Here is a 10,855-nt window from a genome sequence, read left to right as displayed (position 1 = left end):
CCGCCGGACCGGACGCTCAAGTGCATCTGGCGGCCATTCGCAAGTACCTGGACGCAGGGTTCGATCACTTGGTGCTGGCATGCCCGGGCGATGACCAGGAAGGCTTCATCCGGTTTGTCGAAGCGGAACTGCTGCCGGCGCTGCGCTAAGCGCCGCTATGCTAAATACGGGAAGGGATGATGCTCGTCGCCCCGGAGTTGATCCGGGGGCTCACTTTGTTTCTGCGATCAAGCGGAAGTAAGCGGGAGCCTGGGTCGATCCCGGGATGACGGCGCAGTTGTGCCAGGTGAAGGAGCTATTGATCCACCGGCGGATTCTCGACGAATTCCTCCTTCGCCTCCTCGCCCATCCCGTGGCGCATCACCATCGGTATCTGCGAGAAGGTGAAGAGGAACGAGAGCCCGGTGAACAGCCACAGCTTGGCCTGCAGCCATCCGCCGAAGGTCAGCACATGGCGCAGCACCTCGTTCAATCCGGCAAGGAACACGAAGAAGATCGCCCAGTTGCGCGACAGCTTCAGCCATCCGGCGTCGTCCAGTCCTTCGAAGGCGGACTGCAACAGGTAGCGCAGCATCGCCTTGCCCTTGATCAGCCCGCCGAACAGCACGGCGGCGAACAGCACGTATACGGCGGTGGGCTTGATCTGGATCCAGAAGGGATCGTTGAAGAATACGGTCAGCGCGCCGAAGCCCAGGATCAGCGCCGATGACAGCCATACCATCGGCGACACGCGGCCCAGCCGCCACTTCGACACGACCAGCGCCACCAGCGTGGCGAACATGAAGGCGATCGTGCTCTTGGTGACGGCCAGCACGATCCCCGCGCCATTCTCGTCATCGGCGGGGGAGAAGTGACGATAGGTCAGGAAGAAAACGAGCAGCGGCCCGAAGTCTACCAGCAGGTTGACCCAGGAGGATTTCTCTTTCGGCTTGGCGGCGTTGGTCATGTCAGGCGATCCCGGCGATCACGCGGGCGAGTAGGTCCGGATCGAAGGGACGCAAGTCGTCGATCCTCTCCCCCACGCCGATCGCGTGGATCGGCAGGCCGTGTTGCTCGGCCGCCGCCACCAGGACGCCGCCGCGCGCGGTGCCGTCCAGCTTGGTCATGATCAACCCGGACACGCCGGCCACTTCCTTGAAGACTTCTATCTGCGACAACGCGTTCTGGCCGTTGGTGGCATCCAGCACCAGCACCACGTCATGCGGGGCGGCGGGATTGAGCCGACCCAGAACACGCCGGATCTTCGCCAGCTCGTCCATCAGCTCGCGCTTGTTCTGCAGCCGCCCGGCGGTGTCGACGATCAGGGCGTCGATGCCCTGATCTGTCGCGGCTTTCACCGCGTCGAACACGATGCTGGCCGGATCGCCGCCTTCAGGGCCGCGCACGATCGGCACGCCGACGCGTTCGGCCCAGACACCCAGCTGCCCGATCGCGGCGGCGCGGAAGGTATCGCCCGCCGCCAGCATCACCGAATAGTCCTGTTCCTGGAACAAGTGTGCCAGCTTGGCGATCGTGGTGGTCTTGCCCGATCCGTTGACGCCGATCACCAGGATCACTTGCGGGCGCGGGAAGGCGATGATGTCCAGCGGCTTGGCCACGGGGCGCAGGATTTCGGCGATTTCGCGCGCGACCACTTCCATGATCGCCCGCTCGTCAGCATCGCGTTCGAACCGCTCGTCCGCCAAGCGCGCACGGATGCGGGCCGCAGCGCGAGGGCCGAGGTCCGACATGATCAGCGCGTCTTCGAGATGATCGAGCTGTTCGTCGTCCAGCCGGGTCTTGCCGACGATGCCGGACAAGTTGCCGGACAAGCGCTCCGAGGTCTTGCGAAAGCCGCCGAACAACCGCTCAGACCAGCCATCGCCCGCCGTGTTTTTTGGCGGCACTTGGGTGTTCATTGCAGCATTCCTTCCACGACCCGCGACGGGGTCAGGCTGAACAAGGCGCCCGGCGCGGTGTGTTCGGGGAGCACGACCGGCGCGAACTGGGCGGAGTGGCCGGTTCCGCCGCGCTCGGCCAGCACGGCCAGGGGCGTTCCGATCAAGCGGCCGAGCCACGCGGCGCGTTGGTGGGCGACGGCGCGGCGCAGCTCTGCCGCGCGCGCTCTGATCGTGGGGACCGGCACTTGCGACATACGCGCTGCGGGCGTGGCGGGGCGCGGCGAATAGGCAAAGACGTGGCCATGCACCACATCCAGCGCCTGGATGATCGAAAGGCTCTGGCCATGCATCGTCTCGGTCTCGGTCGGGAAACCGGCGATCAGGTCGGCACCGATGCTAAGGTCGGGCCGCCGCGCGCGCAGCCGCTCGACCAAAGCGATCGCATCGGCGCGGCTGTGGCGGCGCTTCATCCGCTTCAGGATCATGTCATCGCCCGATTGCAGCGACAAGTGGAGGTGCGGCATCATCCGCGTTTCGGCGGCAAGCAGATCGAACAGCATGTCGTCCACTTCCGCACCATCGACCGACGACAGGCGCAGGCGGGGCAAGGCAGCAAAGCGCGCCAAGATCGCCTCGCATAGCTGGCCGAGGCGTGGCGCGGCCGGCAGATCGCTGCCCCAGGACGTGAGATCTACGCCGGTCAGCACGATCTCGCGCACTCCGGCGTCCAGATGCAGCGCCACTTCGGCAAGAACGTCCGCCACGGGGCGCGAACGGCTGACTCCTCGGCCTTGCGGGATCACACAGAAGGTGCAGGCATGGTCGCACCCGTTCTGCACTTGCACGAAGCCGCGCGTATAGCCGATGGGGCGCAGAGGAGCGGCGGGCGCGGGCACGTTCCAGGCGCGCGGATCGAGCTTCGCGGTGTTGGCGATCAGCCCATCGACCTCCGGCATCGCGGACAGGACATCGCGTTCCACTTCCGCCGCGCAACCGGTGACGAGCAGCCGGGCATCGGGCCGGGCCCGGCGGGCGCGGCGGATGGTCTGGCGCGTTTGCCGCACCGCCTCCGCCGTGACCGCGCAGGAATTCACCACGACCAGATCGTCCGCGCTGGCCAGCAAGGCGCGCAACTGCTCGCTTTCCGCAAGGTTCAGCCGACAGCCTAGGGAGTGGACTTCAAGGCTCACTCAGCTGCGTCTCAACCGGCGGTGCCAAAGGCGAACAGGCCATAGGCGGTCGCATCGAACTCACCGCGAAAACTTTCGGCGGCAGGGCCGGTCATGATGATCTCGCCATCCTCGCGCCACTCGATCGCGAGTGGACCGCCCGGCAGCTTTACGATCACCTTGCGATCGACCAACCCGCGCCGCATCGCGCCGATCGCGGTGGCGCAGGCTCCGGTGCCGCAAGCGCGGGTCAGCCCGGCGCCACGCTCCCACACCCGCAGGCGGATGGAGCCGCGCGACGTGATCGTGGCGACGTTGACGTTGATCCGCTCTGGAAACAATTGATCATGCTCGATGTCCGGGCCGAGCCGCGCCAGGTCCACCCCGCCGGTATCGGGCACGAAGAAGATCACATGCGGATTGCCGACGTTCACCGCGATGGGGTCCGTCAGGTCCTCCCAGCCGACCGGCAGGGAATGGGTATCCATCGCATAGGCCAGCGGAATCTCGTTCCAGCCGAAGCGCGGCTTGCCCATCTCGACCGCCACGCCGTCTTTCGAGGGCTGGGCAGAGACTATGCCGCCCAGCGTCTCGATCCGCGCGGCCTCGCCATGCAGCAGCCCAATCGCGCGGGTGGCGTTTCCGCAGGCCTCAACCTCGCTGCCATCGGCGTTGAAGATGCGCATGCGGAAATCGGCTTGGCTGGACGGTTCGAGCACGACGAGCTGGTCGCATCCGATCCCGGTATGGCGATCGGCGATGGCGGCCGCCGATTCCGCGTCAATCTCGGGTATCGCCCGCTCACGCGCGTCGAGCACGACGAAGTCGTTGCCCAGGCCGTGCATCTTGGTGAACTCGATCCGCATAGTGCCGGGCGATTTAGGCTTTGCCGAGGCCGCCGTAAAGTGCGTGGCGAACGATGGGTCCCCGTATAGTGCGTTATCGTCGCGCGCGTCAGCCGACGCGCGTGCCGCTGAGCGCCATGGTGCCGAACATCCCGGCCTTCACGCCGCCGCTCAAGGTATCGCCGGAGATCGTGGCATCACAATCGAGGTCCAGCGGCATGGGCTTGGTTGTCTTCATGCTCCACCGCACGTTGTCCCCGGCGATCGCGCCCGAGATCGGCATCGAGCCGGGATCGCCGCTGACGGTGCCGGTAAAGCCGCCCGCGTGATCGGGCACGATTTCCAGGCGTGCGGTCTGATCGCCGATAGGGGTCTTGATGCGGATATCCCAGGTTCCGGCGGCGCTCATGATCAGTTTCCTTTGGTGGCCGCGCCCACGGCGGGTGCGGCGCGATATTCGACCGGCAGGCCGACGGCCTTCAACTGCGGCTCGATCTGCTTGCGATCTCCGACGATAACGATCGTCATGCCATCAGGCTGCAAGTACTGGCGCGCCGCCTCCTCGATCGTGGGCGAAGGGATGGCGCGATAGGTGCTGGCAAGCGTCTGATAGTAGTTGTCCGGACGGTCCAGGCGCGCGTTCGTCTCGATCGCCTGGAGGACGCTGCCGTTGGTCTGGAACTGGTTCGGCATCGCGCGGATCGCGCCCTCGGTCACGCGCTGCAACTCTACCGGGGTGACCGGGGCCTTGCCGGGGAAAGCCTTCATGTCAGCCAGGATGGCCTGAACGGACGGGCCGGTCTTATCGGTCTGCACCGGAGCCGCCACCATCAGCGTGCGCGGGCCGACCGGGCGCGTGACGGCGGAGAACACGCCATAGCTCCAACCCTTGTCCTCGCGCAGATCGCCGTTCAAGCGCGAGAGGAAGCCACCGCCCAGCACATCGTTGGCGAGGTTGAGCGCCTCGGTGCCTTGCGTCGTACCCTGGATCGGCAGGGCGCGGCCCACGGCGATATACGATTGTGGCGAAGCGGGACGATCCAGCACGACGATCCGCGCCTGGGCGGTTGGGACGGGGGCATCCAGGGCTTTCTCGGGGGCAGCGCTTGCCGGCGGCACCCACTGGCCGAACGCGGTTTCCAGCAGCGGTTTCAGCTGCGCCATGGTGATGTCCCCCACCACGGTGATGCGCGCCAGATCGGGGCGCAGCCACTTGGCGTGGGCATTGCGCAAGTCCACCGGAGTCAGGCTGGCGAGCGAGGTGGCATTGCCAAGGCCGTCGGACGGCAGCGCATAAGGGTGCTTGCCGAAGAGCAGCCCATCCAGCGTGCGTTGCGCCAGTGCCTGGGGCGAGGCTTCGACCTGCTGCAACCCGGCAAGCGCCTGGCTGCGCACGCGAGTGACATCCTCTGCCCGGAACGCGGGGTTGCGCACCACGTCCGCCAGCAGCGTCAGCGACGGGGCGAGGTTGGCGGTGAGCGCGGTCAGCCCGATGCTGCTGCGATCGACTGTGCCGCCCGCGCCGATCGACGCGCCCAGCCGTTCCTGCTCCTCGGCGATGGCGGTGGCGTTGCGCGTCGTGGTGCCTTCCTCCAGCGAGGAGAGCATCAGGAACTGCGTGCCCGGCTTGTCCAGCGAATCGGCGGCATAGCCCGCGTTGAAGCTGATCGAGAGCGACACCTTGGGGATGGCGGTGCGCCGCGCCAGGGCGACCGGGATGCCGTTGGACAAGGTGGCGTGTTCCACCGTGGGAAACACCAGATCGGCGATGGGAGTGACGGGCGGCGCAGTCAGCTTCGGCGCGGCGGGCAGGGGGGGCGGTGCCGTCTTCGGGTCCGGCGTCGCTGTCTTGGCGGCCTCATCGCCCCAGCCGCCCATGCCCTCTCCGGATTCGGTGCGTTCTCCGGGGACGACATCCAGCGCGAAGGCCGGGCGGTTGAGCCACTTGGCCAGCGCCTTGCGGACATCCGCCGGAGTGAGCGCGGCCATGCGCGCCAGGTCTTCCTTGTATTTGGCCGGATCGCGCGAATACAGTTCGCCCTCGGCCAGAGTCGCGCCCTTGCCCGACATGCCGCCGACCACTTCCAGACCTCCGATCTCGGCGCTGAGCGTGCTCGTCACCGCACGTCGCACTTCGTCCGCGGTGGGACCCTGGGCGACGAAGTCCGCCGTCACCTTGTCGAACGCGGCCTCGGCGGCCTTGCGGTCGACGCCGGGCTTGATGTCCATGCTCGTTTGCAGGAAGCTCACCTGCTCGAACTGCTGGGCCCCGGCGGTGACCGAGACGGCGAGCTCCTGCCCACGCACCAGCGCATTGTCGAGCCGCGAGCTGGCAAGGCCGCCCAGGATGAACATGCCGACCCGAAGCGCGGCGGAGTCCGGATCGTTAAGGCCCGGGCCGCTCCAGTTGCGGGTGAGGCGGATCACGGGCACGCGATCGGTCATCTGCCGGGTCTGCGGCGCCGAAAGCGTGACGGGGGTGGCATTCACGGCGCGCACTTCGGGACCGCGCGGGATATTGCCGAACCACTTTTCCACCAGCGGTCGCGCGGTCTTGGCATCGATGTCGCCGCTGAGTGCCAGGACCACGTTGTTGGGGCCGTAGTGATCGGTGAACCACTGCCGCACGTCACCCACGGTGGCCGCGTCGAGATCCGCCATCGAGCCGATGGTGGCGTGGCGATAGGGGTGGCCGACGGGGAATAGACCCTCGCCGATGGCATAGTCCATCAGGCCATAAGGCTCGTTATCGCCTTGCCGCTTCTCGTTCTGGACGACGCCGCGCTGCTTATCGAGCTTGTCCTGCGTGACGGCGGGCAGGATGTGGCCCATCCGATCCGCTTCCATGAACAACGCCAGGTCCAGCGCGCCGGTGGGCACCGTCTCGACGTAGTTGGTCCGATCGTACCAGGTGGAGCCGTTGGTGGGAGTGGAGCCGGCTGCTTCCAGCGGGATATCGAAGTTGGGAACGTTGGCCGATCCGCCGAAGAACAGATGCTCGTAAAGGTGCGCGAACCCGGTCTTGCCGCGCGGTTCGTACTTGGAGCCGATGCGATAGTAAGTGGTGACGCCGACCACCGGGGCCTTGCGATCGGTGTGGACGATCACGGTGAGGCCGTTGGCCAGCGTGAACTTCTCGAACGGGATATCCACCTTCCCGACCAGTTCGGCCGGGGAAACCGGAGCCTGCGCGGCGGGCGGGGCGGCGGTGCCCTTGGAAACGGCGGGGGCGCTGGCGCTGAAGGCGAGGGCGGCGGCAAGAGCGGACAGGGCCGCAGTCTGGAAGTGACGCATGGGGCGAAGATGTAGCAGCTTGGCGGGGGAGGGCTAGGGGGGAAGCGGACTACTCAGCGTCCTTCCGTTTGTGTCGAGCGAAGTTGAGACAGGCTGACCAAGCGTTGTCGTGTCTCGACTTCGCTCGACACGAACGGGACTTATTGGGTGGATTTGAGCAATCCCCGTGGCGTGATCGCGCGCTCCAGCAGGTGGAACGCCCCTTCGATCACCAGCGCGAACACGGCGGCGGGCACCGCGCCCTCCAGGATCAGGCCGTTGTTGGCCAGGCGGATGCCGGTGAGGATCGGCTGGCCATAGCCGCCCGCGCCGATGATCGCCCCCAGCGTCGCCAGGCCTACCGCGATCACGGCGGCGGTGCGCACGCCCGCCAGGATCGTCGGCAGTGCCAGCGGCAGCTCGATCCGCAGCAGCCGCGTCTTGCGGGAAAGGCCCAGCGCTTCGGCGCTGCCCAGCAAGGTGGGCGAGATGCCGGTCAGCCCGGCATGCGTGTTGCGCACGATCGGCAGCAGCGAATAGAGGAACAGCGCCGCGATCGTGGGAGCCGCGCCGATGCCCAGCAGCGGGATCAGCATGACGAACAGCGCCAGGCTGGGGATCGTCTGCAGCACCCCGGTCAGCGGCAGAACCAGCGTGCCCAGGCGCGGCAGACGGGCGGCGGCGATGCCCAGCGGCAGGGCGATCACCAGCGCCAACCCCAGCGCCACCGCCACCAGCGCGAAATGCTCACGCGTGCGGGCCAGCAGGCGGGACCAGAGCGTGTCCTGCGCGGTGGTGTCAGCCTTCAGGCCCAGAGCCTCCCGCGCGACATCGGTTTCGCTCATGCCATCGATGCGGACCTTGCGATTGAGTTCGCGCATCTTCGCCTCGTTAAGACGACCGGCCAGCGCATCAAGCGCGGCGACGGCCTTGGCAGGCAGGCTTCGCCGGTAGAGGAAGGCGCCGTCGTAACGCGGAAAGAACGCGCGATCGTCCTTCAGTACGACGAGATTGTAGGCGGCGATCTCGGCATCGGTGGTGTAGACGTCGGTCACGTCGATCTGCCCGCCCGCCAGCGCGCGATAGGCCAGGTCATGGTCGATCCCGCGCACTTTGATCGCGCCATACCCGTAAGCGGCGGAGAGCGCGCGCCAGCCATCGGCGCGGTCGACGAATTCGTTGGATACCGCGACATTCAACTGCGGGTGACGCGCCAGATCGGACAGGGTGGCCACGCCATAGCGCTTCGCCGTGTCGGCCCGGATGGCCAGGGCGTAACCGTCGCTGAAACCCAGCGGCTTCGACATAGCCAGGCCCCGTTGGGCGAGGATGAGGGCGAGCGCGGCGTCTTCCTTCAGCTTGCGATCGGCGAACGTCTCGAAGCGCAGGGTGCCGGTGTATTCGGGGTAGAGATCGATATCGCCCGCCGCCACCGCATCGAACAGGATGCGGCTGCCGCCCAGTTCCCGGCGGTGCGTGGCGGGCACGCCCGCCTGCTCCAGCGCGATGCGGGCCATTTCGGCAAGGATGACGCTTTCGGTGAATTTCTTCGAGCCGACGGTGACGGGCTTGGCTTGCGCAAGCGTGGGGATGAGCAGGGCGAGGATAACAGCCGCCAGCACCAGCCAGCCTCGCGCACGCCTTCCGTCGCCCGTTCTGCGCTGGAAGGACGAGGCTTGGGGGAGCCAGCGGGGCGAAGACACGGCCATCACAACGCCTCCTCCGCCGCCAGAAACTCGGCCACGAAATCGTCCGCCGGCTGCGTCTGCAAATCCGCGATATCGCCTTGCTGCACGATCCGGCCATCGCGCATCAGGATGGCGCGGCCACCGAAGAACCGCGCCTCCCGCAGCGAATGCGTCACCATCACCACGGTCATGCCCAGCCGCGTGAAGATGTCGCGCAGTTCGCCTGCCAGCCGCAGCCGCGTCACTGGGTCGAGCGCGGAGAGCGGCTCGTCCAGCAGCAGCACGTCCGGGCCCAGCATCAGCGCCCGCATCATCGCCACGCGCTGGCGCTGGCCGCCCGACAGCCCGGCGGGGAAGCGATCGAGCTGCGCCGCGTCCAGGGCCACCAGTTCGGCCAGTTCCGTCACCCGCGCGTCGATCCGCGCCTTGTCCCACCCGAATTCGCGCGCGGCCAGCGTCACGTTGCCGCGCGCGGTCAGGTGCGGGAACAGGCCGCCCTCCTGAATCACATAGCCCAGACGCCGCCGCACCGGCCGCCAATCCTTGACCTCAGCCCCGTCGAACCGCAGCGTGCCGTCATAGGGAGATAAGCCGATCAGGCATCGCAGCAATGTCGACTTGCCGGAGCCGGAAGGGCCGAGCAGCACCACCGTTTTCCCCTGCGCGATGCTGAGAGTGGTAGGGGCCAAGGCGTCCACGCCGCCATAAGATACGCGCACCGCGTCAAGTTCGTACATCGCGGGCAGCGTAGCAAAGCCAGGGCGTGAGTACATCGCGAACTGATGGGAGGCGGTTCAATCGCCCAACCCGTCGGCCCCCCGCCAGCCTCGGTCTTCCGGGGCCTGACCTGGGGCTCCGGATCAAGTCCGGGGCGACGGAGCAGTAGGCGGCGGATTGAGGATGCCGTATTGCCAACGAAAATTCCGCCGCCCCATCTTGTGTGGCCAATAAGTCACACCACATCGCTCGAGACAGGAGGATACGTCCCACCATGAATCTCGAAAAGTTCACTGACCGCGCCAAGGGTTCCCTACAGGCCGCGCAGACCACCGCGATCCGGCTCAACCACCAGCGCATCACGCCCGAGCATATCCTCAAGGCCTTGCTCGACGATGGCGAGGGCATGGCCGCTGGCCTGATCCAGCGCGCTGGCGGCAATCCCAAGTTCGCGCTGGACGGCGTCAACGCCGCGCTGGAGAAGATTCCGGCCGTCAGCGGTTCGGGCGCCCAGACCACGCCGGGGCTGGATAACGATGCCGTGCGCGTGCTCGATCAGGCGGAGCAATTGGCGGCCAAGTCCAACGATGCCTACGTTACCGTGGAGCGGCTGTTGCTCGCCTTCACCCTCGCTACGACCACGGCGGCGGGCAAGGCGCTGGCCGCGGCCAATCTCACCGCGCCCGCGTTGGAAAAGGCGATCACCGACTTGCGCGGCGGTCGCACGGCCGACAGTGCCGGGGCGGAGAACGCCTACGACGCGATGAAGAAATACGCCCGCGATCTCACCGAAGCGGCGCGCAACGGCAAGCTTGATCCGGTGATCGGCCGCGACGAGGAAATCCGCCGCACCGTGCAGATCCTGGCGCGCCGTACCAAGAACAATCCCGTCCTCATCGGCGATCCCGGCGTGGGCAAGACCGCTATCGCCGAGGGCCTCGCCCTGCGCATCGCCAACGGCGACGTGCCTGATAGCTTGCGCGATCGCACTTTGATGTCGCTCGACATGGGCAGCCTGATCGCCGGCGCCAAATACCGCGGCGAGTTCGAGGAGCGGCTGAAGGCCGTGCTCGACGAGGTGAAGGGCGCCGATGGGCAGATCATCCTGTTCATTGATGAGATGCATACCTTGATCGGCGCGGGCGCGTCCGAAGGTTCGATGGATGCGGGCAACTTGCTCAAGCCCGCGCTCGCACGCGGCGAACTGCACTGCATCGGCGCGACCACGCTCGACGAATACCAGAAGTACGTCGAAAAGGATGCCGCCTTGCAGCGCCGCTTCC

General features: G+C 66.9%; 9 protein-coding genes. 1 reads left to right on the top strand and 8 read right to left on the bottom strand.

Features of this window, described 5'->3' with window-relative positions; all coding sequences use genetic code 11:
* Positions 1–295: 295 nt before the first annotated feature.
* From ACHWRX_RS07320 to ACHWRX_RS07285, 8 genes are all read right to left on the bottom strand, one after another.
* Positions 296–946 (bottom strand): inner membrane-spanning protein YciB, encoded by a 651-nt coding sequence (locus tag ACHWRX_RS07320; RefSeq protein WP_288417247.1) that lies wholly within the window; start codon positions 944–946, stop codon positions 296–298.
* A gap of 1 nt (position 947) precedes the next feature.
* Positions 948–1,898 (bottom strand): signal recognition particle-docking protein FtsY, encoded by a 951-nt coding sequence (gene ftsY, locus ACHWRX_RS07315; RefSeq protein ID WP_394658695.1) that lies wholly within the window; start codon positions 1,896–1,898, stop codon positions 948–950.
* Positions 1,895–3,070 (bottom strand): MiaB/RimO family radical SAM methylthiotransferase, encoded by a 1,176-nt coding sequence (locus ACHWRX_RS07310; RefSeq protein WP_394658694.1) that lies wholly within the window; start codon positions 3,068–3,070, stop codon positions 1,895–1,897. The genes ftsY and ACHWRX_RS07310 overlap by 4 nt, the downstream gene beginning before the upstream one ends.
* A gap of 11 nt (positions 3,071–3,081) precedes the next feature.
* Positions 3,082–3,915 carry a diaminopimelate epimerase gene (gene dapF / locus ACHWRX_RS07305; protein WP_394658693.1) on the bottom strand — a complete coding sequence of 278 codons (834 nt, stop codon included), beginning with the start codon at positions 3,913–3,915 and terminating at the stop codon, positions 3,082–3,084.
* Between the two features lie 88 nt (positions 3,916–4,003).
* Entirely contained in the window at positions 4,004–4,303 is a 300-nt protein-coding gene (locus ACHWRX_RS07300) for a hypothetical protein (protein ID WP_288486781.1), read from the bottom strand.
* Positions 4,304–4,305: 2 nt separating this feature from the next.
* Positions 4,306–7,188 (bottom strand): M16 family metallopeptidase, encoded by a 2,883-nt coding sequence (locus ACHWRX_RS07295; RefSeq protein WP_394658692.1) that lies wholly within the window; start codon positions 7,186–7,188, stop codon positions 4,306–4,308.
* 140 nt (positions 7,189–7,328) lie between these two features.
* Complete coding sequence (locus tag ACHWRX_RS07290; RefSeq protein ID WP_394658691.1) at positions 7,329–8,789, bottom strand: glycine betaine ABC transporter substrate-binding protein; 1,461 nt, start codon at positions 8,787–8,789, stop codon at positions 7,329–7,331.
* Positions 8,790–8,875: 86 nt separating this feature from the next.
* Entirely contained in the window at positions 8,876–9,628 is a 753-nt protein-coding gene (locus ACHWRX_RS07285) for an ATP-binding cassette domain-containing protein (protein WP_394658690.1), read from the bottom strand.
* Positions 9,629–9,846: 218 nt separating this feature from the next.
* On the opposite strand from ACHWRX_RS07285, the gene ACHWRX_RS07280 reads away from it, so the two are divergent.
* Positions 9,847–10,855 (top strand): Clp protease N-terminal domain-containing protein (locus tag ACHWRX_RS07280; protein WP_394658689.1); only part of this gene is annotated, 1,009 nt, incomplete at its 3' end.

The sequence above is a fragment of the uncultured Novosphingobium sp. genome, assembly GCF_964277725.1.
Classification (GTDB): Bacteria; Pseudomonadota; Alphaproteobacteria; order Sphingomonadales; family Sphingomonadaceae; genus Novosphingobium; species Novosphingobium fluoreni.
This window is presented reverse-complemented; position numbering and strand designations above follow the sequence as displayed.